Raw genomic sequence first — 22,384 nt, 5'->3', positions numbered from 1 at the left:
ACACGTTCTAAGGTGATGCCATGCGGACCCTCAGCCGGAGCACACGACGCATCAAGAAGGCGGCCTGATGTCCGCCGTGCGCAGTGCCGGCCTGCTCCTCTACCGGCGCTCCCCCGACCTCGAGGTCTGGATCGCCCACATGGGCGGCCCGTACTGGGCGCGCAAGGACGAGGCCGCCTGGTCGATCCCGAAAGGGGTCGTCGACGACAGCGACCTCGGTGACGAGCTCGTGACCGCTCGGCGCGAGTTCGCCGAGGAGATCGGCTCGCCGGCGCCGGACGCGCCCTACCGTCCGCTCGGCGAATTCCCGCAGCCGTCGGGGAAGACGGTCGTGGTGTTCGCGGCCGAGGCCGACTTCGCGCCCGACGCGCTGCTCAGCAACACGTTCGCACTCGAATGGCCGCCCGGGTCCGGACGCGTGCAGCAGTTCCCGGAGATCGACGACGCCCGGTGGTTCGGGCTCGACGAGGCGCGGGTCAAGCTGGTGAAAGGCCAGCGGGCGATCCTCGATGTGCTGGAGACGAGCATCCGGAACCTGGCCGGCGGCTAACGCCGGAAGAAGTCGCCCGCGCGCCCCGACCACAGCATGATGATGATGATCAGGGAGATGGCCGCGCTGAGCGCAGCGTTCACGAGCTGAGCGGGGATCACCGCGGCTGCATAGATGACCGACGCGATCGAGAGCAGCTGCACGACCGTCACGATCGCGCGCGCCGTGCTGCTCCCGCGCAGCAGGCCGCGGGCGATCGCGAACACGATCAGGGCGAGCGCGATGAGCACGATCCCGGTCACGACCACACCGGTCGTTCCGCCGAACTGGGCCCGCATGTCCGGGTCGTTCTGGAGCACCAGCAGCGAGATCCCGCCGATGAGGTCGAAGAGCGCCTGGATCCAGACGATGACGGCGATGAACGTGACCCGGGCGGGGCGGCCGTTGGAGGCGGTCATGGGGCTCCTCTCGATGTGTGCGAGCCTAGCGGCTCACTCCGGCGACGGATGCCCGCACGGCCCACGCCCGCGCGATCAGCGGGATCGACCCGTCACCCCGGATCGGGAGCCGTGCACGCAGGCGCTCCCGCAGCTGCGCCCGCGCGTCGCCGTCGAGCGACATGGCGTACGCCGGGCCGGGGCCCTGACCGCCGAGGAACGGCTCCCAGTAGTCGTCGAAGCTCGCGAACGGCGTGGGGACGTCGAGGGAGCTCACGCCGACGGCGGCGAATCGCGGTCCCGCGAAGAGGTCTTCGAGGGCGAGCGGATCGCACAGCGGGAAGCGCGCGCCCTCGTCCGGGGCGTCGGGGTCGAGCTCGGCGGCGGCGTCCCAGAAGTACCGCATCAGCTCCATCCGGCCGGCGTAGTCCCACACGTAGGCCGCGATGGTTCCGCCCGGGGCGGTCACTCTGAGCAGGTCGGCGACGGCTGCGCGAGCATCCGGCACGAAGTTCAGCACCAGCCCCGACACCACGACGTCCGCGGACGCGTCGTCCTGCGGGATCACCTCCGCGCTCCCTGTCAGGAGCACGGCCCGCTCCCCCAGACGCTCGCGGGCCGTCGTCAGGAACCCGTCGGACGGCTCGACGCCGACCACCGACGCCGGCGCGCACCCGTCGAGGATCGCCTCGGTCAGCGCGCCGGTGCCGCAGCCGACGTCGAGCCACCGCAGCCCGGGTGCCGCGTCGAGCCAGCGGAGGAACGCCGGTGCCACGCGGCGGCTCCAGCGCCCGACGTATCGCTCGTAGGCGTCTCCCTGCTGCCAGGTGTCGGATGCGCGCTCTGCGTTCATACCGCCTCGTCTCGACGTGCACCGCCGTGTCGCACGATCCCATCATCGTCGTCAGAGCCGCGCGCATCCAGTGCGGGGTCCGCCGCGCGCCCGCGGTGCGCCCGCCGTTTGCCAGTAGATGTCGGCGACACGCCCGGGATGACCGCAACTACCGGCAAAAGGCGGGCGGGGACGCTCCGGCTGGGAGAAATCGTCGGGCAGCTCGCAGGGCGATCGTTCTACTCTTAGCTCGAGGGTACTGCCGCCCGCCGAGAGGAGTTGCGGATGTCCGAGCTCGATGTGAACCAGCCGCCGACGCCGCCCGAACCGGTCGAGAACGCGGAGGTCGTGCTCACGCCGCCACCCGCCGTTCCGGAGGTCCGGGACGACCAGGCGATCGGGATGGTGGCCGTCGCACCGGACAAGCGCGCCGAACTGGAGGCCAAGGCCCAGGCCTTCGTCGCCGACCTCGCGACCCTGGAGCCCGGCAGCCCGGAGTTCACGCGCACGATCGCCGACATCACCCGCCTGGGCGAGCAGGAGATCCGGTCGTCGGCCGACGTCTCGAACCGGATGCTCGAGCGGCCGTCGTCGTCGCTGGCCGCCGCCCGCGGACGAGGATCGTCGACCGACCCGCAGACGCAGGTCGCTCGGGCGCTTCAGGACCTCCGCACGACCATCACGGAGCTCGACCCGGGACGCGCGGACCTGACCGGACCGAAGCGAGCGCTGGGGCGCATCCCGGGCGGTCGCAAGCTGATGCGCTACTTCGAGCGCTACCAGTCGGCGCAGAAGCAGCTCGACGCGATCATCAGGGCCCTGATCTCCGGTCAGGACGAACTTCTGAAAGACAACGCGTCGATCGAGCACGAACGCGCCAACCTGTGGGCGACGCTGGGCAAGCTCGCCGAGTACAACACGCTGGCCGCCGCGCTCGACGACGCCACCGCCACTCGTATCGCGGAGTTGCGCACGACCGACCCCACGCGCGCCGACGCGATGACGGCGGATGCCCTGTTCCCCATCCGGCAGCGCCGGCAGGACCTGACCACCCAGATCGCCGTCTCTGTGCAGGGGTATCTGGCGCTCGACGTCATCCGCAAGAACAACGTGGAGCTGATCAAGGGCGTCGAACGGGCGCGGACGACGACCGTCTCGGCGCTCCGCACCGCCGTCGTGGTCGCTCAGGCGCTCGAGAACCAACGACTGGTGCTCGACCAGATCGGCGCGCTCAACGACGCGACCAACGCGATGATCGACCGCACGAGCGAGCTCCTCAAACAGCAGACGGGCATGATCCACGAGCAGGCGTCGTCGTCGGGCGTCAGCGTCGACACACTCCAGCACGCGTTCGACAACGTGTTCGCGACGATGGACGCGATCGACGGGTACCGGGCGAAAGCGGTCGAGAGCATGACGGTCACGGTCGACGCGCTCGAGCAGCAGGTGGCGCGTTCGCGCGGCTATCTGGACCGGTCGCGCTCGGGGTCGAGCTGAGCGCATCCGGGGTCAGGGCAGGTCGAGGTCGAGTCTCGACCCGGCGAACCTGTCGGCCAGGAAACGGCCGTTGATCAGCAGAGCGGACGCGTCCTGCTCGACCGCCGCGTCCCGCATCTTGCGTGCGGCGGACTCGAGGGCCTCCAGCTGCGAGATGAGCGCCTGGGCGGGCGTGAGTCCGCCCGCGAGCACATGCTCGGCCGCCCACTCGGCGGGGAGGGCGAGGTAGGCGCGCAGCGTGTCGGGAAGGTAGACCGTCGCCGCCACCCGCACGATCACCTCCGGTTCGCCCGAACCGGTCACTCGAGGAAGCGTCTCCGCGAGCAGTTCGCCGATCCGGCCGACGGATGCGACGGCCGCTTCGGGCACCCGGCGGCCGAGACGCGCGGCGAGGGTCAGAAGGTCACCGGCGAGGTTGGTGTCGCGGAGGTGGATCTCGGAGCCGGGCGGCAGGATCCCGAGCGTCTGCAGTGCCCGCGCGGAATCGGCCGAATCGCCCGCGGCATCCGCTGCCAAGGCCGCGACGAGCTGCGCGAACGCGGTCAGCCATCGGCCGAGCGTCATCGTGCGGCTCGACAGGGTGACGGTTCCGTAGATCTGCTCGACCTCGGCCGTCCATCGCGGACCCGGTTCGTACTGCAGTGACAGCGCCTCGGTCTGACCGGCGAGCCTCAGGCGGGTGATCGCTCCGGGACGATGGGCCATCCGGTCGGCCAGTGAGCGCCGCCGCTCGACGGACAGCGAACTGGAGGCGACATCGCCTGGAAGCGACCGCATGACACTGTCGATGAGCTCGTTCAGCAAGGACTGCGGGTCGGAGTCCGCCCCCGCCGTGCCCTGCTCGTCCCGCTCCATGTCCGTGCTCCCGCGGCGCGCCTGGGTCCCGGCCTGGCACCCATCGATCGCCCTACCCGCTCATCCAACCACTTCTCCCCCGGTTGCAGTACACGCTCGCGGGAGCTTCTCGGTGGCCGCCCAGCCCGGATGGCCGCAGCCGAGAGGTACGAAAAGCGCTTCAACGCTCCGGATGACCCAGCTTTCGCACCCGGACCGCGAGGAGGCGCGTGTCGCCCTCGACTCGGACGCCTCGTGTCGCGTTGAATGTGCGCATGACCGATCGGTGGGTGACCCCAGCGGGGACCGCGCTCCATGGCGGCGAACGGGTGACCCTGGTCCGGTGGGCGCAGTCGAAGGACGGGTGGACGTCGGAGACCGTCCACGGCCGGTTCCTCCGGACGGACGGCGACGATTGGATCCTCGACGTGCTCGGCGACGAGCGCCGGCTGGCGCGCGCCGAGTGGTCGCTCTGCCACGCGTGAGGACCGCGTGACGGTGCGGTGTGCTCGGCCGGCGCCACGGCATCCACCCCCGTAGTGGGTGGGGGCGCCCGACGGCCTCCGCTGACAGACTGGCCCGATGCCTGCCGTTCTGCGTCTGCCGACGCGCGCCATTGTCGTGGTCACCTCGCTCCTCCTGGTCGGTGGTGCCGCCGGCTTCGGCGCAGCGCCGGCGTCAGCGATCCCGACGCTGCCGAGTCCGGGAGCCGCCGCACTCAGCCCGGGACTCTACGTGAAGGTCATCGACGGCGCCATCTCGCTGAGCAATTCGAGCGGGTTCGCAGGGTTCTCTGCCGGTCAGTTCGGCTACATGCCGTCCACGCTGACTCCCCCGGTCGTGGTTCCGCGCTCGCCGGCGCTGTCGTTCTCGCCTCCGCCCGTGTTCCAGTCTCCGGCCACGCAATCCGCGGCTCAGAAGGCTGCGCAGCCAGCCGCCGACGCCTCCGCCCATGCAACCGCCCTCGCCTCCGCTGCGAGCACGGCCAAGGCGGACGCTGACGCCCAGGCGCAGAGCGCTCAGGCGGCTGCCGCCCACGTGACGACCGCCGGAGTGCAGAAAGAAGCCGCCTGGGCAGCGAACCTTCTTGCCCAGCAGAAGGCGGCCGACGCGCAGCGGGCGCTCGCGGATGCGCAAGCCGCCGTCGAGGCTGCAGCGGAGACCGATCAGGAAGCGGCAGCGGTCGAGGCTGCTCGAGTCGCGACCGCCGCACTCGCCGCGGCGGCTGAGGCGGCGGAGGCCGCAGCCCAGCAGCTGGCCGAGGCGAGTCTGGCCACGGATGCCGCGCACGCGGCAGAAGCAATAGCCGCCCAGCTGGCGGAGACCGCGAAGACTCAGGCCGACCAGGCGGCTCAGGCCGCAGCAGACGCTGCGCGCACCGCGGGTGTCCTGCTGGCCGGCATTGTCCCCGCCATTCCCGCGAGGCTTCCGGCTCCCACCGTTCCCTCGTTCGGCGCTCCGCCGCTGATCCCTGCCGGTCAGCACCTGATCCTCGCCGGAGCAGGGTTCGCGCCGTCGACCCAGGTCGCCTTCGGCGTCTATTCGACGCCGCTCTCGGTGGTGCCGGTCACCGTGGACGCGCAGGGCTTCGCAGTGGCCTCGTTCCAGGTTCCGAGCACGTTCACGGGCAACCACAGCCTGGTCGCGGTGGGCACCGGCGTGAACGGTCTCCAGCGCATCCTCCGCATCGACATCGTCGTGCAGGCGCCGGTGGTCGCCGCGCCGGCCGCCGACGACGCCGCAACCCTCGCCGACACCGGCGCCGACCTGGTGATTCCCCTCAGTGCAGCCATGGTCGCCCTGCTGTTCGGCACAGTGCTGCTCACACTGGTGCGCCGCCGTCGAGCCGCCTAGCGCGTTCGTGCTCCGCGACTGAGTGCTCGACCCGTCGATGGCGGTTGCCTCGCACCGTGATCGCGTGGCAGGCTCGGAGCATCCCGTCGCCGGGGTGACGACGGGCGACAGGACGGAGCACGGCATGGGACTCATCCACATCGACCTGTTCACCACGGTCGACGGCGTCGCGCAGGCGCCGGGCGGGCCGAACGAGGACACCGATAGCGGGTTCGCGTTCGGCGGCTGGCAGGCTCCTCTCATCGACGAGGTCGTCGGCGAGCAGGTCGAGGCGGGGATGGTGGGGATGGACGCGCTGCTGCTCGGGCGCCGGACCTACGACATCTTCGCCTCCTACTGGCCGTACGCGGAAGGGAGCATCGCGCGGCTGTTCAACAGCATCCCGAAGTACGTGGCGTCGCGCCAGGCGCTGGACCTCGAGTGGGCCGACTCCACGCTGCTCGGTCCGGATCTCCCTGCCGCGGTCCGCGAGCTTCGCGACCGGCACGCGGCCGTCCACGTCATCGGCAGCCTCGACCTCGCGCAGACCCTGTTCGCCGAGCGGCTCTTCGATCGGCTCACGCTCTGGGTGTATCCGATCCTCCTCGGCGCCGGCAAGAAGGTCTTCGCCGGCGGGGTGGTTCCGAGCAACCTGAGACTCATCGAGCCGGCCGTCTCCTCGCCGAACGGCGCGGTGTTACAGCGCTATGAGCTCATCGACGGGACGCCCGCCGTCGGCGACATGGGCGCCATCGACTAGGAGCGGCTCGGCACTGGCGCGGATTGCGGCGCGGTTTACGGCGCGGCTTCTGCCGCTGCCGCTCCACGCCGATCGCGTGTGCGTTTCCACAGCAGATCGACGAGGACGGACAACCCCACGACCACGAGGAGCGCGATCGCGGTCGCCGGTTCGTTGACGAGCGTCGTGAAGCAGAACACGACGAGGGTGCCGAGGTCGCCACGAGGGCGATCACGAGCACGATGATGCTGGCCCCGGTCGTCTTGTACAACCGGAAGTGACCGATCGTCACCGTCGAGAAGATGAGGATCCTGCCCGGCGTGGCGTTCCTCGGCACCGGTTCGCTCTCCGACCGCATCTGGATGAAGCCGTCGGTGACGGTGCTGGGGATGGACCTGCCGAACACGGCAGAGGCATCCAACGTGCTCCTGCCCGAGGTGACGGCGAAGCTGTCGATGCGGATCATCCCCGGCTCGGATGCGGACGCCCAGCTCGAGGCGCTGATGGCCCACCTGCGGGCGCAGCGGCCCTGGAAGTGCGAGGTCGTCGTCGAGAAGATCAAGACGGGTCATCCGTTCGCGGTGGACGAGTCGCATCCGGCGATCGTCGCGGCGAAGGATGCGCTGATGGACGCCTACGGCTCGCCCGTCGAGTCGATCGGCAGCGGAGCATCCATCCCCCTCGTCGCATCGCTGCAGAAGGTCGCGCCCGGAGCCGCCATCGTGCTGTGGGGAGTCGAAGACACGGAGAAGTCGCGCATCCACGCGTCGGACGAGTCGGTCGACCCTCAGGAGATCGAGCGCATGATCGTCGCGCAGACGGAGTTCATCCAGAAGTTCGCCGCGTCGTGACCGGACGCTGAGAAGGGCGGGGCCGTCATTCGACAGCCCCGCCTTCTCGTTCGGGTTGCGCTTGCTATTCCTTGGCGTCCTGGACTTCGTTCTCCAGCTGCTCGTCGTCGACGGCGATCTCCTTCTTGGTCACGCTGGTGGCGTGCGTCAGGAGCTTCTCGACTTCGGCGACGTCGTCGGGAGCGGCGACGATCACGATCCCGGCGCTCCCGGCATCCAGCGTCTCGCTGATCGTCTTGAGGTCCTCCGCCGACGCCTTGTTGGAGATGTGGCCGGCGATGGCACCGATGCCCGCGCCGGCGCCACCTGCGACGAGGAGGGCACCCCCCAGGGCGACGGCCGGGAAGAGTGCGACGACGATTCCGCTCGCGAGCCCGATGGCCAGGCCTTTCCTGCCACCGTGGTGCTTGTCGCCGTCATCGCGTTTCGGGATGGAGACTTTGCCTTCCTTGTCGCGTACGACCACCGCAGCGTCGAAAGCCGCGTGCTTTCCCGCATCCTTGTAGTGCGCATGTATCTGGTCGAAATCGGCGACTGCTTCGTCTTCGCTCCCATACTGCGCAGCAATCGCTACATACGGCTGATCAGCCATGTCACAGCTCCTGTCTCCATCCGCCGGCCTCGGAGGCCGGCCACGACCCTTCGCCGCATGCGGTGCGGCACCCATACGAAGCTTCGGACCGAGCGGCACCGCCGGGCATCACCCTGACCGGGTGATCCGGCGCTGTCGTCGGTGTCGGCGGCGGAAGCGACCGTCAATTCGCGCCGCTTGCCCCTTCGTAGGCACGACTGGGGAGCTGGGTCGCGAACTTGCCGCCGCTCACATCGATCAGCGCACCCGTGATATATCCCGCGCCATCGCTGGCAAGGAAGCACAGCAGATCAGCAACATCCTCCGGCCGCCCCCATCGGCGGAGCGAGAGAGTATCGAGAAGTCGCCGCTGACCTGACTCCGGCAGGTCGGCGAATCCGTTCATTGCCGTTGGGATCATTCCGGGTGCGTAGGCGTTGACCGTGATTCCCCACGGGCCGAGTTCACTGGCGAGCACTCGCGTGAACTGCACGACTGCCGCTTTGGATGCACCGTATGCTGCGGCGCCGACGCTGGGGATGATCGCCGCGAACGACGCGGCGTTGATGATCCGACCGCGCCCCGCCTCCTTCATGAGCGGAATCACGGCTTGCGAAAGAAGGAAGACGCCGAACACGTTGACGTCGAAACAGGCGCGCCAACGCTGGGGATCAAGGTCTTCGACGTTGCCTTCGACATTGATCCCGGCGTTGTTGATCAACACATCGATCCGACCGAACGTGGATGTGACCTGGCTGATCGCTGCGGCGACCGAGTCGGGGTCGGTGACATCGCAGGCGATTCCGATCGCGTCGCCGGGGAGCGGCTCCGGGAAGGCGAGATCCAGTGCCACCACGGTGGCGTTCTCCGTGGTGAATCGTTCGGCGATGGACCGACCGATGCCTCGCCCGGCGCCACTGACTACGACGACCTGATCCGTGAAGTCTATGAGCACGATTCCTCCATTAGGCATACTATTCAGGTGACCCTACCACCCGCGAATAGCGAGGAGCGGCATGACGATAGATGCGAAACCGGGCGACGAGCCGAGAGTCCTCTGGATAACAGGGGCGGGATCGGGAATCGGCCGGGCCGCCGCGCTGTCGGCCGCGGACGCAGGGTGGCGGGTTGCGCTGTCCGGGCGCCGGCAGAACACTCTCGAAGCGACCGCCGACGCGGTCAGGGCGCATTCCGGCGACGCGTTCGTTGTGCCGGTCGATGTTCGCGATCCTGCAGCGGTGACGGCGTCGGCCGATGTCGTCCGGTCGCGCTGGGGCCGCATCGACGGCCTCGTACTTGCCGCCGGCCTCAATGCGCCCGACCGCAGGTGGGCAGATCAGGCGACGGAGACGTTCGACCAGATCGTCCAGACCAACCTCGTCGCACCGGCCCACCTCATCGCGGCTGCCCTTCCTCATCTTCGGGAACGACACGGAGTCGCGGTCATTGTGTCCTCGTATTCGGCATGGACGTTCAGCCCTGGCGCAGGAGTCGCCTACAGCGCAAGCAAGTCGGCATTGTCGTCGTTGGCGCGCACCGTGAATTCAGAGGAGGCGAGCTCAGGTGTTCGCGCCTGCCATCTGTGTCCGGGAGACGTCAACACGGACTTTCTCGAGTTACGGCCGAATGTTCCTGACGCAGAAGCGCGCGGCGTCATGCTCGAACCATCCGACGTCGCACGGTCGATCCAATTCGTCCTGGACAGCCCCCCACACGTTCGATTCGACGAAATCGTCATTTCGCCGCTCTCACAACGATGACCGCCGGGCCCGCCGCACAGGGCACCTTCGACCTCGTCCTCGAATCTGTGGGTCTCGCTATCGTTCGGGGCGACCTCCCCGCGGGCCATTCCGACACGATCGACGGACTGATCGCGAGAACCGGCGCTTCGCGCAGCATCGTTCGCGAAGCGACCCGAGTACTCGTCTCGCTGGGCATGCTCACCGCCGCCCGGCGGGTGGGTCTCCGGGTCACGCCGGAGTCGGCGTGGGACACCCTCGACGTGCACGTCGTGCGATGGCGCCTGGCATCCCCCGAACGCGACCAGCAGCTTCGCGAACTCGTTGAGCTCCGCCTCGCGATCGAACCGGAAGCAGCACGGATCGCAGCAGATCGGCACACGACGGACCACGTAGTCGCGCTGACACGCGCCGTCGCAGAACTGCGCGACGCCTCGGCCGCCCGCGACAGCGCCGCCTTCCTGGACGCTGACCGCCGGCTGCACACGTCCATCCTGGAAGCGTCCGGTAACGCCATGCTGTACCGCCTTCAGTCGGTCGTCTCCGAGGCTCTTCGTGAACGTACGCCGTCCGAGTCGATCGCCTGGGCCACAGCTCCTGCCGACGTACAGCTGCACGCTGCCCTCGTGGAGGCGATCAGCAGCGCAGACGGGCTCACGGCCGCGGAGACCATGCGCCGAATCGCCCGTGGCCAGTGACCCGTATCGGGCATGTGCTCGACGAACCCGCCGCGAATGTGACATCCGTGCTCGAAGACACGCGGGATCGCGGGCCGTTTCGCGTAGGGCGGACGGGACTTGAACCCGTGACCGGCGGATTATGAGTCCGATGCTCTAACCAGCTGAGCTACCGCCCCGTGTGCCCAGACCTACTCGGAGGTGGGCACGGAGGGGGCCGCTTCCGTCACCGGGTCGGCCACCGGCTCACCACGATACAGGCTTTCGAACGTCGAGATGGTGGTCTGGATGTCGTGTGCGGCGACGATGCGCAGCGAGCCCTGCTTGAGCACGTCGAGCTCCTCTTTCGGGAGCGTGAGCACGTGCGTGAGGCGCTCGGCGAGGTTCTCGGCGTTGCCCGGCTCGAAGAGGTACCCGTTCTCGTTGTCGCGCACGAGGTGCGGCAGCGCCATCGCGTTGGCGGCGACGACCGGCAGCGCCGACGCCATCGCCTCCATCGTCGCGATCGACTGCAGTTCGGCGATGGACGGCATGGCGAAGACCGACGCGCGCGTGTACGCCTGGCGCAGCTCCTCGTCGGTCACATATCCCGTGAAGGTGACGCGGTCGGCGATGCCGAGGGTGTCGGCGAGGTTCTGCAGGTTCTTCAGCTGGTCGCCGCCGCCCACGATCTCGACCTTGGCGTCGAGCGAGGCCGGCAGCAGCGTGACGGCTTTGAGGAGCACGTCGATCTGCTTCTCACCGGTCACCCGACCGACGAACAGGATGCGGTTCTCGGTGCGTTCCGAGAAGTCGGGGGTGTAGTTGTGGGCGTCGATGCCGCAGGAGACCGCGTGGACACCGCGGAGCCCCGTGAACTTCTCGAGGAAGTCGGCGGCCTTGCGGGTCGGAGTCGTGACCGCCTCGGCGCGGCCGAACGTACGTCGCGCGGCTTTCCAGGCGAGTCCGATGGCCCACTCCTGGATGCCCTTCGGGATCATCGTGAACTCGAGCATGTTCTCGGGCATGAAGTGGTTGGTGCCGATGATCCGGATGCCCCGCTTCTCCGCCTCGACGGAGAGACCGCGACCGACCACGATGTGCGACTGGAAGTGCACCACATCCGGCTTGACCTCGTCGATGATGCGGGCGCTGTTCTGCTTGATGCGCCACGGGATCGCGAAGCGCAGCCAGTCGTGCGGGTACCAGCGCCAGCTGTAGAGGCGGTGGGCCGTCATCTTCTGGCCCTCGTGCTCCTCGACCCAGGTGCCGTGCTTGCGCGAGGCGGCCGGCGCCACGATGTGCACGTCGTGGCCGCGGGCGACCAGGCCGGCAGCCAGGCGCTCGGCGAACCGGGCGGCGCCGTTGACGTCGGGCGCGAACGTGTCGGCACCGATGAGCACGGTCAGGGGTCTCTTCGCCGCGCCGGCGGGCTGGGCGGGCGTGGAGCTATGCGGTCCGCTCGAATCGGGCACGTGATTGGTTCCCTACGTTTGTGGGCCGGCGTCTGAATCCGGCGGTGGTGTTTCGCGCAGCCGGACGGAACCGACCGGCTGATTCAGTCGTTCAGTCTAGGCCGGAATCGCTGGGGATGTCGGAAATAGCGGCTGCGACCGGCGTGCCTTCGACGCCGGGCTCGGCCGCCTGGGGGTGGTGTCGGGCGAGCATGAACACGCCGTAGATCGCCACGGCGCCGGTCACGACGAAGCCGATCATCGCCCACCAGGGCGCCTGGGCGGCCTCGTCGAGGATCAGGATCCCGATCGTGACGGCCACCAGCGGGTCGATCACAGTGAGGCCCGCGATGACGAGGTCGGGCGGCCCGGACGAGTACGCGTTCTGCACGAAATACGCGCCGAGGGCGCCGGCGACGAGCAGCGCGACGAGGCAGAGCACGAGCAGCCAGTCCCAGTCGCCCGCGCCGATCCGGGCGATGAGCACCTTGGCCAGCGTGGCCACGAACCCGTAGAGCACGCCCGCGCCGACGATGTACATCAGCGCCTTGAACCGGGACCGCAGGAAGTAGAACAGCACTCCGAACACGACGAGCACGATCACGAGGATGATGAGGATCTCGAGGAGCGCGCGATCGGTCACCGGAACGTCGCGGGCGGTGAACGCGGCGAGGATCGCGAACGCCCCGACTCCGCCCACGCACAGCGTGATCGCCACGATCGACTGGCGGTTGAGCTTGACGTGCGTCACCCGCGCATTGAGGATCGCCGTGACGACGAGGGCGACGGCGCCGAGCGGCTGCACGACGATGATCGGCGCGAGCGTCAGGCTGACCAGCTGGAAGACGATGGCGAGCCCGAGCATGAGCGTGCCGATCACCCAGGACGGGCGGGCCAGGAGGCGGCCGATCTGGGCCATGTCGAGGCCGCCCTTGGCGTCGTGCGTCATGGCTTCGACTTTGGCGACGCCGTGATGCTGGAGCTGAGCGCCGATGGAGAGGAAGCAGGCTCCGATGAGGGCGATGGGGATGCCGAGGAATGCGCTCGGTTTCAGCGCGATGTCCGTCGTCACTTCCATCAGCACCTGGTCCACCCCACGACCCTACCCAGTTTCATCCCGATATTCTTGCTGAATGGCCGTCCTTCCCATCCGGATCTCCGGAGATCCCGTGCTCCACTCCCCCGCCGCCCCCGTCACCGCGTTCGACGACGAGCTGCGGGCACTCGCCGGCGACATGTTCGAGACGATGGATGCTGCTCCGGGCGTCGGTCTCGCCGCTCCGCAGGTGGGTGTGCCCCTTCGTCTCTTCGTCTACGGCTGGACGGACGACGACGACGTGCTGCACCGCGGCGTCGCGATCAATCCGGTGCTCTGGATCAGTCCGGCCTCCATCGACGAGCTGGACGAGGACGAGGAGTCGGAGGGCTGCCTCTCGTTCCCCGGCGAGCGTTTCCCGCTCCGCCGCTCGCAGAGCGCGATCCTGCAGGCGGTCGACCTCGACGGCGAGCCGTTCGAGGTTCGTGCCGAGGGCTGGCTCGCCCGCATCTTCCAGCACGAGTTCGATCATCTCGACGGCGTGCTCTACGTCGACCGGCTGCGTCACCCCTACGGCAAGGCGTCGGCCAAGGCGTCGCGCAAGAACGGCTGGGGCGTTCCCGGCCTCAGCTGGCTGCCGGGCCGCGACCACCTCGAGGACTAGCGGGCGGCGGCGTCCCCGCCGCCGGCGTCTCCGCGGCTAGCGTCCCAGGTCGACCCCGTGCACGCCGTTGTGGAAGCGGAGCGCCGGGAACACCGCCGACACCGAGAACCCGACGCCCGGGACGGTGTTCGCGTTCAGGATGCCGCCGAAGAGTGCCGCGCGCTCGCGCATCTCGGTCAGGCCGGCGCCCTCGAACCGTTCGGTGAGGGCGCGCAGGTCGTCGTCGATCGTGTACTGGGTGGCCTGATCGACCTCGGCCGGGCTGAGACCGGCCTGGCGGGCGGCGGACCGGATGCCGTCGTCGTCGACACTGACCTGGAGACCCTCGTCGGTCCACGCGAAGGCTACGCTCACAGCCGTTCCGGCGCCGCCGTGCTTCAGGGCGTTCTCCAGGGTCCCCTGCAGGATGCGGAACACGGCCAGCTCGGCGCCGGGCCGCAACTCGAACCGCTCGCCGGACTCCGAGAAGGTGACGTCGAGGCCCGCGTCCCGCATCACCCGGAACAGGTCGCGCGCGGAGTGCAGGCTGGGCTGGGGCATCGCCGCCGACTCGCCCTCACGCACGACGGTCTGCACGCGACGGAGGTCGGCGAGAGCATCCCGAGCCGTCGTCTCGAGTGCGCCGGCTGAGCGGGCGGCCGCCTGCGGGTCGCTCCCCGCCGAGTACCGGATGCCCTCGGCCTGCGACACGAGCCGCGAGACGGCCTGGACGGCGACGTCCTGCAGTTCGCGGATGATGCGGAACCGTCCGGCATGCTCGGCGAGCTCGAGCTCGCGGTCGATGCGGTCCCATTCGGACTCGGTGCGGTCGTCGCTGCGGCGGCGCAGAGCCGAACGGGCGCGGAGCCAGAGGATCAGGAGGACGATGGCCGCCAGCAACAGCACGCCGGCCAGGATGCTCGCTCCGAGCAGCAGGGCGCGCAGTTCGTTCGAGGACAGACCGTCCATGGGATTCCCTTCGGGCCGTCTGGGGGAAACGGCCCGGACGAGTTTACCCGGCGGACGGGACGGCTGCCGCGCCACGGTGACGCGGCAGCCGTTTCAGGGTCAGGCGCTGTCGCCGCGGTTGGCTCGCAGGACCTCCAGGCGGGCGCGGTACTCGACCTCGTCGATGTCCCCTTGGGCGAAGCGCTCGGAGAGGGTCTGTTCGGCGGAGCGGGTGCCGGATCGGGGGCCGTAGCCGTATCCGCCGTTGGCGGCGGCCGCGCGGCGCCAGCGGCGGCCGGCGAACACGAAGATGAGGACGAAGACGGTGATCCAGAACAACGGGATCAGGAGGAACAGCCAGCCGAAGCCGGCAAACCAGGGTCCGCCCCAGTGGGCGGCGACAGTCGCAGCGGCAAGTGTGCTGAGCATGATGGGCTTCCAATCGGTGAGTGCGGTCCGCACCGTTCGCGAACCGTCCCCTTCAGCTTCGCCGGATGCCCGCAGCGCCGAATCCGCCGGGCGGAGTGAATCGCCCTACTCCGCCGGGAGCACGGCTCCGCCGGGAGCACGGCTCCGCCGGGAGCACGCGCCTCAGCCGCTTACTGCCACCCCGGCTGCACGAGACCGCTCTCGTACGCGACCACGACCAGGTGCACCCGGTCGCGGGCGTCCAGCTTCGTCATGATGCGCGACACGTGGGTCTTGGCGGTGAGCGGGCTCAGGAACAGCCGCTCCCCGATCTCGCCGTTGGTGAGCCCGAGCCCCACCAGCGTCAGCACCTCGCGCTCCCGTTCGGTCAGCGCGTCGAGCGCCGCGGTGGGCGGAGCCGGCTTCAGACCGCCGGCCACGCGCTCCAGCAGTCGCCTCGTCACTCCGGGTGAGAGGAGCGCGTCGCCTGCGCTGGCCACGCGTACGGCCCGCAGGAGGTCCACAGGCTCGGTGTCCTTGACGAGGAACCCGCTCGCGCCGGCCGCGATGGCCTGCGCCACGTACTCGTCGAGCTCGAACGTGGTGACGATCACGATGTGGACACCGGCGAGTTCCGGGTCTCCGACGATCTGCTCCGTGGCCCAGAGACCGTCTCCGTCGGGCATCCGGATGTCCATGAGCACCACGTCGGGTCGCGTCGCCTTCACGAGCTCGACGGCTTCGACGCCCGTGGCGGCCTCGCCCACCACGTCGAGGTCGGGCTCGGCCTCGAGGAGGGCGCGGAACCCCGCACGGACGAGGTGCTGGTCGTCGGCCAGCAGAACGCGGATCACGGCGTGTTCCGGGTCCGGATCGGGCCGGTGGTGGCGGCGGTGCGATGCGGGAAGTGCGCGGTGACGGTGACTCCGCCCGGCTCCCCCGCCTCGGTGGGGGTGCTGACCACCTCGAAACGGCCGCCGAGGAGCTCGGCCCGTTCGCGCATCCCGAGCATGCCTCTGCCGGTCTGCAGGTCGTCGGGGACTCCGCGCGGGCTCTCGGGGAGTCCGCGCCCGTCGTCGGCGATGCTCACGACGTAGTCGCCCGCCTGTTCGGTCAGGGTGATGCGCACGCTGCTCGCCTGGGCGTGGCGGCCGATGTTGGTGAGCGACTCCTGCACGATGCGGTAGATCGCGAGCTGGATGGCCGGGGCCGGGACGCTCGCCAGCGCGCGGTCGTAGACCACCTCGAGACCGGCGCGGCGGTAGGTGTCGACCAGCACCGGGATGCGTTGCAGGTCGGGTTCGGGCGTGCGCGACGCGGGCGACTCGTCGGAACGCAGGAAGCCGAGCACACCGCGCACCTCTTCGAGGGCCTGGCTGCTGGTGGTCTTGATGGCGGCGAGGCTCTCGCGGGCCTTCTCGGGACGGGTGTCGAAGAGGTGCAGTCCGACGCCGGCCTGCACGCTGATCTGCGACAGGGAGTGCGCGAGCACGTCGTGCAGCTCGCGGGCGATGCGCAGGCGCTCTGCCTCGGCGACGGCCTCCCGTCGGGCCGCGAGGGTGCGGGAGACGTTCCGGTAGCGCTCCCGGCGATTGCGGATGGCCTCGCCGACCCCGACCAGGAGGCACATCACCAGCGCGATGATGAGCGGCCGGATGATGGCGGTGGGATGCCCGATCACCAGGTAGGCGGCGAGCGGCCCCAGGACCGCGAGCCCGGCGAGCGTGGCCCAGGCCCACACCCGGGCGCCGCGCACCACCGCGCTGACGACGGCGAGAGCGAGCGGGATGGCACTGAACGGCGGCCCGGCCGTGACGGCGATCGCGGGCGCGCACATCACGGCGACCGCCGCGACCACGACTCCCGGATGCTCGCGAGCCGCGACCAGCACGAACGACGACGCGAACGCGAGCAGCACGAACACCAGCGTGAGCGGATGCGCCTGCGCCTCATGCGCCGCGATGAACACGCCCGGGAGCTGCAGAACGGCGGCGACGATGACCGGGAACCACCGGGCTCCCGGGGGCCGGCGGCGCCTCCCCCAGCCGTTCTCGGCGCGCGCGAACCAGGCTTCATCGTTCGCGTTCAGGGGCATCTGTCCATGCTAACGAGCGCGGCTGGGCTACCCATCCGCCCCCGGTCGCTTCCGGGCTACTCCCGAGGGAGTACGCAGTGGGCGTGCATCACACATTCAGCCGGCGCGGCTCACGGATTGTGCTCCTCACGGATTGTGCTCGGCGTCGAATCCGCCGTCGTCGAATCCGTTCTCTCCGAACACGATCCCTCCGGGTGCCGCGAGCGCGATGTTCGCGGCCTCGTCCTGGCGTTCGGCGAGCCCCTCGGCTTCGCCGTCCTCGAAATCGTGCGCGATCTCATCCGGGTCGATGCCGGGCTCGGACTCTTCGCCGCGCCACAGGCCGCCACCGTTGTCCATTGTCATGGCGTGAGCGTACGCGCCTCGCGCGGCGTCGGCCAGAGGCCGCGGGTGAACATCCGGTGACTCGGGCGTATACCCGGGCGGACATATGAGGAGCGAATGGAGAGAGCCCCCGAACTTCTTGCGAAGTTCGGGGGCTCAGTGCTCCCCGACTTGGACTCGAACCAAGAACCTGCCGGTTAACAGCCGGCTGCTCTGCCAATTGAGCTATCGAGGAATGCTTGAATCAGCGTAGCTACTTTATCAACATTTCCCGCACCGCCAAATCGGGCCCGATTCTCGCGCGCGTCGAGCCGGGATCAGTACCCTTCGGAGGGGTCGACGACACCTACGAAGCGCCCGTCGCCGAGGAACGCCTGCACGTTGAGGCGGATACGCTCGGCCAGAAGCGGTGCTGTCATCTCCGGCGTATCGGCCTGGTGCGGCGTGATGAGGCAGCGCGGCTCATCCCACAGCGGATGCCCGTCCGGCAGCGGTTCGGGGTCGGTGACGTCGATGCCGGCGCCCGCGATGACGCCGTTCGCGAGCGCATCCTGGAGGGCTTCTGTGTCGACCAGACCGCCGCGGGCGATGTTCACCAGGTAGGCGGTCTCCTTCATGGCGGCGAACTCGGCGGCGCCTAACAGGTGGCGGGTGCCACCGGTCAGGGCAGCGGCGACCACGACGACGTCTGCTTCGGGCAACACGGATGCGAGCCGGTCGGCGGTCACCGTCCGGGACGCTCCTGCCACCGGCTCCTCGGAGCGGCGCACGATCGTGATGTCGGCGTCGAACGGCTCGAGCAGCCGCATCAGTTCGAGGGCGATCCCGCCGGCTCCGACGATCACGACGTTGAGCCCGTAGAGGGAGCGGCCCTCCTGCTCCGTGGCCCAGCTGCGGGCGACCACGCGCTTCGGCAGCACGCGCAGCAGAGCGAGCGTGAGCGCCAGGGCGTGCTCGGCGACCGGCTGCGCGTAGGCGCCTTTGGCGCTGGTCCAGAGCAGGCCGGGGCGGGCCTCCGAGGCGAGGATGCCCGCGAACGCATCGACGCCCGCATACGGAAGCTGCACCCAGCCGATCTGCGGATTCGACTCGAGCACCTCGGCGAAGCCGCCCGCGTCCCTGTACGACAGCCAGACGATCCCGCGCGTCTCGGGCGAGAGCTCGGCGACGGTCCCGCCGCCGGCGTGGACGGCGTCGACGAACGTCTGCTCCGGTTGCGGGAGCACGGCGATCGGACCGGGCTGCGGTCGCTCGCCGGCCGGGATCGGCGTCGCCGCGACCGCCAGAACGGCTCGGTGCTGGGCGCGGGAGTCAGAGGTCATGGTCGTCTCCTGAAGCGGGTGAAGGGATGGTCAGTCGGCCGACGAGCGCTGCGGGCGCCGTTCGGAGCGTCGGGAGGGCGGCTTGAGCGCTGTGGCGAGGCCCGCGACGAACGGATGCTCGGGATTGGCGAGCACATCTTCGATCGGGCCGTAGCCGACCACGCGACCGGCCTGCAGCACCAGCGAGTTGGTGGTGGCCCGGCGCAGCACGGAAAGGTCGTGGCTGACGATCACGGCGGAGAATCCGGCGTGATCCGCGAGCTGGCCGAGGAGGTCGATCACGGCATCCCGGACCGTCGCGTCGATGCCGGCGGTCGGCTCGTCCGCCACCAGCACGGACGGGCCGAGCACCAGAGCGCGCGCGAGTGCGACGCGCTGCCGCTGGCCCGCGCTCAGCTCGTAGGGGTACTTGCTCAGCACGCTCAGCGGCAGATGCACCGTGTCGAGCATCGTCGCGGCCCGCTCGCCGGCCGAACGACGGTTGTAGCGGGCGTCGCGCTCGAAGATCGGGAGCGCGACGTTCTCGCCGACCGTCAGCGACGGCTCGAGAGTGCTCGACGCCTCCTGAGCCAGGTAGCCCACGTGAAAGGTCACCTCGGCGATGTCGCGCTTGCGCGCCTTGCGCATCGAGTGACCCAGCACGTGGGCGTCTCCCCCGCTGACCCGCGGCCCTGGCTCGGATGCACGCAGCGGCAGTCCGCGCCCGGCGAGGATCGCGGCCAGTGTCGACTTGCCCGACCCCGTCTCGCCCAGGACCCCGAGCACCTCCCCCGCCTCGACGCGGAAGCTCACCCCTCGCAGCGCGACGCAGGAGGCGCTCGGGCCCCGCGCCGGGTATTCGACGGACAGGTCGCTGACGACGATGGCGGGGTCGGAACTCACATATCGACCCTAGGCGCTCTGAGCCCGGAGTGCGCGCAACGCCTCCCGCCGGGCGGCTTGTTCCACCGGATCCGGGACCGGCAGCGATGCGAGCAGGCGCTGGGTGTACGGTTCGCGGGGGTTCCCGAGCACCTCGGCCCCTGTCCCCTCCTCGACGAGGATCCCGCGGTGCAGCACGGCGATCCGGTCGGCGAGCACATCGACGACGGCGAGGTCGTGGCTGATGAAGAGCGACGCGAACCCGAACTCCTTCTGCAGCTCGGCGAAGAGCTCCAGCACGCGGGCCTGCACCGAGACGTCGAGGGCCGAGGTGGGCTCGTCGGCGATCAGCAGGGTCGGCTCCAGCGCGAGTGCACGCGCGAGGCTCGCGCGCTGGCGCTGTCCGCCGGAGAGCTCGTGCGGGAAGCGGTCGCCGTAGGCGCGCGGCAGCTGGACGGCCTCGAGCAGGTCGTTCACCCGATCGCGGGCCTCGTGCGGGTTCGCCGCGCGGCCGTGCACTACCAAGGGCTCGGCGACGGCGTCCGCGATCGTGAGCAACGGGTTGAAGCTCGACGCCGGGTCCTGGAAGACGAACCCGATGTCGGCGCGGACCCGCTTGAACTGACGCTCCCGCATCCCGTTCATCTCCACGCCGAGCACCTTCAGCGACCCGCCGGTGACCCGGTTGAGACCGCCGATGGCGCGCCCGATCGTCGTCTTGCCCGAGCCGCTCTCGCCGACGAGGCCGAGGACCTCACCGGGCCGGATCTCGAAGTCGACGCCGTCGACCGCGACGAATCCCGGCCGGCCCAGACGACCGGGGTATTGGATGCGCAGCCCCTCCGCCTTGACCACGGGCACGACGTCGTCCCACTCGCTGCCGCGGGCGGCGGCGCGATCCTGCGTGGACGCGAGCCCCTGACCGATTTTCGGGACCGACGCGAGCAGCTTGCGCGTGTAGTCGGCCTGCGGCGCCGCGAAGAGCGTCTTGACGTCCGCCTCCTCGACGACCTTGCCCTGGTACATCACGGCGACCCGGTCGGCGAGATCGGCGACGACGCCCATGTTGTGGGTGATCAGCACGATCGACGCGCCGAACTCGTCGCGGCAGCGGCGCAGCAGGTCGAGGATCTCGGCCTGCACCGTCACGTCGAGGGCGGTCGTCGGCTCGTCCGCGACGATGAGCCCCGGGTTCAGCACCAGCGCCATCGCGATGATGATGCGCTGCTTCTGGCCGCCCGAGAACTGGTGCGGGTAGTACTTGACCCGCGTCTCCGGGTCGGGGATGCCGACGCGTCCGAGGATCTCGACCGCCTTCGTGCGGGCCTCGGTCTTCGACAGCTTGCCGTGGGCGCGCAGCCCCTCGGCGATCTGCCAGCCGACCGTGTACACCGGGTTCAGCGCCGTCGACGGCTCCTGGAAGACCATCGCGACATCGCTGCCGCGCACCTCCTGGAGCTGCCGCTTGGAGAGGCTGATCACATCCGCCTCGCTCGCGCCGTCCTTGCTCCGCAGGATGACCGCACCGGATGCCGTGGCCGTCTCCGGCAGCAGGCCCAGGATGGTCTTGGCCGTGACGGTCTTGCCGCTGCCGGACTCGCCCACGATCGCGAGCACCTCGCCCGGCGAGACGTGCAGGCTCACGTCGTCGACGGCCTTGACGGCGCCCGCGTCGGTTGAGAACGACACCGCCAGGTTCTTGATCTGTACGACGTCGCTCATGGCTTGACCTCGATTCCGTGTTCGTCGAATGATTCCCCGCCCTCGAGGCCGTCGAGGCCACCGGGGCCCGCGGTCAGGGTGCCGCCGGGGACGACCGAGGTCTCGGCGACCTCGCCTGCCGCCTTGGCGACGGAACGGCGCCCGCGCAGTCGCGGGTCGGCCAGGTCGTTGAGGCTCTCGCCGACGAGGGTGATGCCCAGCACGGCCAGCACGATCGCGAGACCGGGGAACAGCGCGGTCCACCAGATGCCGCTGGTCACATCCGCCAGCGACTTGTTGAGGTCGTAGCCCCACTCCGCCGCGGCGGACGGCTCGATGCCGAACCCGAGGAAGCCGAGCCCGGCGAGGGTCAGGATGGCCTCCGACGCGTTCAACGTGAAGATGAGCGGCAGGGTGCGGGTCGAGTTGCGCAGCACGTGACGGAACATGATGCGTCCGCTGCTCGCGCCGATCACTTTCGCCGACTCGACGTACGCCTCGGACTTGATCCGCACGGCCTCCGCGCGGATGACGCGGAAGTACTGCGGGATGAACACAACGGTGATCGAGATCGCCGCCGCCATGATTCCGCCCCACAGGTTCGACTGGCCGCCGCTGATCGCGATCGCGACCACGATGGCCAGCAACAGGGACGGGAATGCGAAGACCGCGTCCAGGATCACGACGAGCACCCGGTCGAGCCAGCCGCCGAAGTAGCCGGACAGCAGCCCGAGGAAGATGCCCGCGAAGATGGACAGCACGACCGCGACGATGATGACCAGGATCGCGGTCTGGGCTCCCCAGAGCACGCGCGAGAACACGTCGTACCCTCCGACGGTCGTCCCCCAGATGTGCGCAGGGCTGGGCGGCTGCTGGGAGCCGAACGCCCCGCTGGCGTCCCGCAACTGGGCGAACCCGTATGGCGCGAGCACCGGAGCGAAGATCGCCACGAACACGAAGACGCCCGTGATGATGAGGCCCGCGATGAGCATCCCGCGCTGGAGGCCGACGCTCTGGCGCAGCTGGTGGATCACCGGCAGGCGGTCCACGATGCGGCGCTTGGGAGGCCGGGTGGAGACGGGTGATTCGGTCTGAACGGAATCAGTGGACATC

The 22,384-nt window shown here is 69.6% G+C and carries 25 protein-coding genes and 2 tRNA genes; 9 read left to right on the top strand and 18 right to left on the bottom strand.

Annotated elements, in window-relative coordinates; genetic code table 11:
• Nucleotides 1-67 precede the first annotated feature (67 nt).
• Complete coding sequence (locus ACFVV5_RS03990; protein ID WP_387239312.1) at nt 68-550, top strand: NUDIX domain-containing protein; 483 nt, start codon at nt 68-70, stop codon at nt 548-550.
• Here ACFVV5_RS03990 and ACFVV5_RS03985 read toward each other — a convergent pair.
• Together ACFVV5_RS03985 and ACFVV5_RS03980 are read right to left on the bottom strand one after the other, a co-directional pair.
• Nucleotides 547-948 carry a hypothetical protein gene (locus ACFVV5_RS03985; RefSeq protein WP_387239309.1) on the bottom strand — a complete coding sequence of 134 codons (402 nt, stop codon included), beginning with the start codon at nt 946-948 and terminating at the stop codon, nt 547-549. The two genes, ACFVV5_RS03990 and ACFVV5_RS03985, sit on opposite strands and share 4 nt — an antisense overlap.
• Before the next feature lie 25 nt (nt 949-973).
• Complete coding sequence (locus ACFVV5_RS03980) at nt 974-1,780, bottom strand: class I SAM-dependent methyltransferase (RefSeq protein ID WP_387239306.1); 807 nt, start codon at nt 1,778-1,780, stop codon at nt 974-976.
• Nucleotides 1,781-2,044: 264 nt separating this feature from the next.
• On the opposite strand from ACFVV5_RS03980, the gene ACFVV5_RS03975 reads away from it, so the two are divergent.
• Nucleotides 2,045-3,256 carry a toxic anion resistance protein gene (locus ACFVV5_RS03975; protein WP_387239303.1) on the top strand — a complete coding sequence of 404 codons (1,212 nt, stop codon included), beginning with the start codon at nt 2,045-2,047 and terminating at the stop codon, nt 3,254-3,256.
• A gap of 12 nt (nt 3,257-3,268) precedes the next feature.
• Here ACFVV5_RS03975 and ACFVV5_RS03970 read toward each other — a convergent pair whose 3' ends face one another.
• Nucleotides 3,269-4,111 carry a hypothetical protein gene (locus tag ACFVV5_RS03970; protein ID WP_387239300.1) on the bottom strand — a complete coding sequence of 281 codons (843 nt, stop codon included), beginning with the start codon at nt 4,109-4,111 and terminating at the stop codon, nt 3,269-3,271.
• Nucleotides 4,112-4,365: 254 nt separating this feature from the next.
• Here ACFVV5_RS03970 and ACFVV5_RS03965 point away from each other — a divergent pair, with 254 nt between their 5' ends.
• The 4 genes from ACFVV5_RS03965 (at nt 4,366) to ACFVV5_RS03950 (ending at nt 7,513) form a co-directional block, all read left to right on the top strand.
• A complete protein-coding gene (locus tag ACFVV5_RS03965) occupies nt 4,366-4,575 on the top strand; it encodes a hypothetical protein (protein WP_387239297.1) in 210 nt (69 codons plus the stop codon).
• Between the two features lie 97 nt (nt 4,576-4,672).
• Nucleotides 4,673-5,944 (top strand): hypothetical protein, encoded by a 1,272-nt coding sequence (locus ACFVV5_RS03960; protein ID WP_387239294.1) that lies wholly within the window; start codon nt 4,673-4,675, stop codon nt 5,942-5,944.
• Nucleotides 5,945-6,068: 124 nt separating this feature from the next.
• Nucleotides 6,069-6,683, top strand: coding sequence for a dihydrofolate reductase family protein (locus tag ACFVV5_RS03955; RefSeq protein WP_387240096.1), 615 nt, complete (start codon nt 6,069-6,071; stop codon nt 6,681-6,683).
• A 281-nt stretch (nt 6,684-6,964) separates the two neighbouring features.
• Nucleotides 6,965-7,513 carry a M20/M25/M40 family metallo-hydrolase gene (locus ACFVV5_RS03950; RefSeq protein ID WP_387239291.1) on the top strand — a complete coding sequence of 183 codons (549 nt, stop codon included), beginning with the start codon at nt 6,965-6,967 and terminating at the stop codon, nt 7,511-7,513.
• A 64-nt stretch (nt 7,514-7,577) separates the two neighbouring features.
• Here ACFVV5_RS03950 and ACFVV5_RS03945 read toward each other — a convergent pair whose 3' ends face one another.
• Together ACFVV5_RS03945 and ACFVV5_RS03940 are read right to left on the bottom strand one after the other, a co-directional pair.
• Nucleotides 7,578-8,105, bottom strand: coding sequence for a hypothetical protein (locus ACFVV5_RS03945; protein ID WP_387239288.1), 528 nt, complete (start codon nt 8,103-8,105; stop codon nt 7,578-7,580).
• Between the two features lie 163 nt (nt 8,106-8,268).
• Nucleotides 8,269-9,039 (bottom strand): SDR family NAD(P)-dependent oxidoreductase, encoded by a 771-nt coding sequence (locus tag ACFVV5_RS03940; RefSeq protein ID WP_387239285.1) that lies wholly within the window; start codon nt 9,037-9,039, stop codon nt 8,269-8,271.
• Between the two features lie 61 nt (nt 9,040-9,100).
• On the opposite strand from ACFVV5_RS03940, the gene ACFVV5_RS03935 reads away from it, so the two are divergent.
• Both ACFVV5_RS03935 and ACFVV5_RS03930 read left to right on the top strand, forming a co-directional pair.
• The gene (locus tag ACFVV5_RS03935) at nt 9,101-9,844 is read left to right on the top strand and encodes an SDR family oxidoreductase (RefSeq protein ID WP_387239282.1); all 744 of its coding nucleotides are present in this window, start codon (nt 9,101-9,103) and stop codon (nt 9,842-9,844) included.
• Complete coding sequence (locus tag ACFVV5_RS03930) at nt 9,841-10,521, top strand: FadR/GntR family transcriptional regulator (protein WP_387239279.1); 681 nt, start codon at nt 9,841-9,843, stop codon at nt 10,519-10,521. The genes ACFVV5_RS03935 and ACFVV5_RS03930 overlap by 4 nt, the downstream gene beginning before the upstream one ends.
• 84 nt (nt 10,522-10,605) lie before the next feature.
• On the opposite strand, the gene ACFVV5_RS03925 is transcribed toward ACFVV5_RS03930, so the two are convergent.
• The 3 genes from ACFVV5_RS03925 to ACFVV5_RS03915 form a co-directional block, all read right to left on the bottom strand.
• A tRNA-Ile gene (locus tag ACFVV5_RS03925) sits at nt 10,606-10,679 on the bottom strand.
• Between the two features lie 12 nt (nt 10,680-10,691).
• A complete protein-coding gene (locus ACFVV5_RS03920; protein WP_387239276.1) occupies nt 10,692-11,954 on the bottom strand; it encodes a glycosyltransferase in 1,263 nt (420 codons plus the stop codon).
• Nucleotides 11,955-12,045: 91 nt separating this feature from the next.
• On the bottom strand, nt 12,046-13,026 hold the full coding sequence (locus ACFVV5_RS03915) for a DMT family transporter (RefSeq protein WP_387239273.1): 981 nt from the start codon (nt 13,024-13,026) through the stop codon (nt 12,046-12,048).
• A 40-nt stretch (nt 13,027-13,066) separates the two neighbouring features.
• On the opposite strand from ACFVV5_RS03915, the gene def reads away from it, so the two are divergent.
• Complete coding sequence (gene def / locus ACFVV5_RS03910) at nt 13,067-13,633, top strand: peptide deformylase (protein WP_387239270.1); 567 nt, start codon at nt 13,067-13,069, stop codon at nt 13,631-13,633.
• Nucleotides 13,634-13,669: 36 nt separating this feature from the next.
• Here def and ACFVV5_RS03905 read toward each other — a convergent pair whose 3' ends face one another.
• The 10 genes from ACFVV5_RS03905 to ACFVV5_RS03860 form a co-directional block, all read right to left on the bottom strand.
• Nucleotides 13,670-14,581: a sensor histidine kinase gene (locus ACFVV5_RS03905; RefSeq protein ID WP_387239267.1), complete on the bottom strand. Its 912-nt coding sequence runs from the start codon at nt 14,579-14,581 to the stop codon at nt 13,670-13,672.
• A gap of 99 nt (nt 14,582-14,680) precedes the next feature.
• The gene (locus tag ACFVV5_RS03900; protein WP_387239264.1) at nt 14,681-14,989 is read right to left on the bottom strand and encodes an SHOCT domain-containing protein; all 309 of its coding nucleotides are present in this window, start codon (nt 14,987-14,989) and stop codon (nt 14,681-14,683) included.
• 170 nt (nt 14,990-15,159) lie between these two features.
• Nucleotides 15,160-15,822, bottom strand: a complete 663-nt coding sequence (locus ACFVV5_RS03895) for a response regulator (protein WP_387239261.1) — start codon at nt 15,820-15,822, stop codon at nt 15,160-15,162.
• Nucleotides 15,819-17,063 carry a sensor histidine kinase gene (locus ACFVV5_RS03890; RefSeq protein WP_387239258.1) on the bottom strand — a complete coding sequence of 415 codons (1,245 nt, stop codon included), beginning with the start codon at nt 17,061-17,063 and terminating at the stop codon, nt 15,819-15,821. Before ACFVV5_RS03890 ends, ACFVV5_RS03895 begins: the two co-directional genes overlap by 4 nt.
• A 126-nt stretch (nt 17,064-17,189) precedes the next feature.
• Nucleotides 17,190-17,408 carry a hypothetical protein gene (locus ACFVV5_RS03885; protein ID WP_387239256.1) on the bottom strand — a complete coding sequence of 73 codons (219 nt, stop codon included), beginning with the start codon at nt 17,406-17,408 and terminating at the stop codon, nt 17,190-17,192.
• Nucleotides 17,409-17,549: 141 nt separating this feature from the next.
• Nucleotides 17,550-17,622, bottom strand: a tRNA-Asn gene (locus tag ACFVV5_RS03880).
• An 82-nt stretch (nt 17,623-17,704) separates the two neighbouring features.
• A complete protein-coding gene (locus ACFVV5_RS03875; RefSeq protein WP_387239252.1) occupies nt 17,705-18,709 on the bottom strand; it encodes a D-isomer specific 2-hydroxyacid dehydrogenase family protein in 1,005 nt (334 codons plus the stop codon).
• A gap of 30 nt (nt 18,710-18,739) precedes the next feature.
• Nucleotides 18,740-19,591 carry an ATP-binding cassette domain-containing protein gene (locus tag ACFVV5_RS03870; protein ID WP_387239249.1) on the bottom strand — a complete coding sequence of 284 codons (852 nt, stop codon included), beginning with the start codon at nt 19,589-19,591 and terminating at the stop codon, nt 18,740-18,742.
• A 9-nt stretch (nt 19,592-19,600) separates the two neighbouring features.
• On the bottom strand, nt 19,601-21,292 hold the full coding sequence (locus ACFVV5_RS03865) for a dipeptide ABC transporter ATP-binding protein (RefSeq protein ID WP_387239246.1): 1,692 nt from the start codon (nt 21,290-21,292) through the stop codon (nt 19,601-19,603).
• Complete coding sequence (locus ACFVV5_RS03860) at nt 21,289-22,383, bottom strand: ABC transporter permease (RefSeq protein ID WP_387239243.1); 1,095 nt, start codon at nt 22,381-22,383, stop codon at nt 21,289-21,291. Before ACFVV5_RS03860 ends, ACFVV5_RS03865 begins: the two co-directional genes overlap by 4 nt.
• Nucleotide 22,384 lies beyond the last annotated feature (1 nt).

Origin of the sequence: Leifsonia sp. NPDC058248 (genome assembly GCF_042881905.1) — a bacterium.
Taxonomy (GTDB): Bacteria; Actinomycetota; Actinomycetes; order Actinomycetales; family Microbacteriaceae; genus Leifsonia.
The sequence above is the reverse complement of the archived record's forward strand: the minus strand, read 5'-3'. Positions and strand labels throughout refer to the sequence as shown.